This is a genomic window from Ralstonia sp. VS2407 (assembly GCF_052950655.1).
The window spans coordinates 1-427 of record NZ_JBRFVG010000406.1; the positions used below are offsets into that span (position 1 = coordinate 1).

A 427-nucleotide genomic window follows, 5' to 3' on the forward strand; every position below is an offset into this window, starting at 1 on the left:
TCATGGACGCGATTGGGGCCTACATGCTGACCACGCTCGATGGCGTGACAGTTGACCTGTACCGGTGGGAAGTGCTGCAAGTGCTGGACCGCGTGAACCGCAAGAAGAAATAACTAAAACAGCAGTAAAAGCGAACCCGCGACGGGCGGGGGCGCTAGCGTCGGGCGCAACGCCCAACCCTTTATGTGCCGAGCCCAGCAGGCCGAGCACGACACTCAAAGGCCCGACCGCCACGGTCCGAGGCCCATACGCCGAGCGCCAACACCCAAGCGCCGCTCTCAGACATTCAAAATTTCGAGCTTGAATCGCCCCGACTTTCCTAGACACCCCCGAGCCGTTGGGAATGACGTTGTTCGAACTCTACCGGTGATAGTCCGTTGGCGCTCGAATGGCGCCGTGTTGGGTTGTAGAACATCTCGATGTAGTT

1 protein-coding gene is annotated in these 427 nt (G+C 59.3%); it reads right to left on the bottom strand.

Annotated elements, in window-relative coordinates:
- Positions 1 to 319: 319 nt before the first annotated feature.
- On the bottom strand, positions 320 to 427 hold a 108-nt coding region (locus ACU8YE_RS25705), incomplete at its 5' end, for an IS3 family transposase (RefSeq protein ID WP_322018241.1).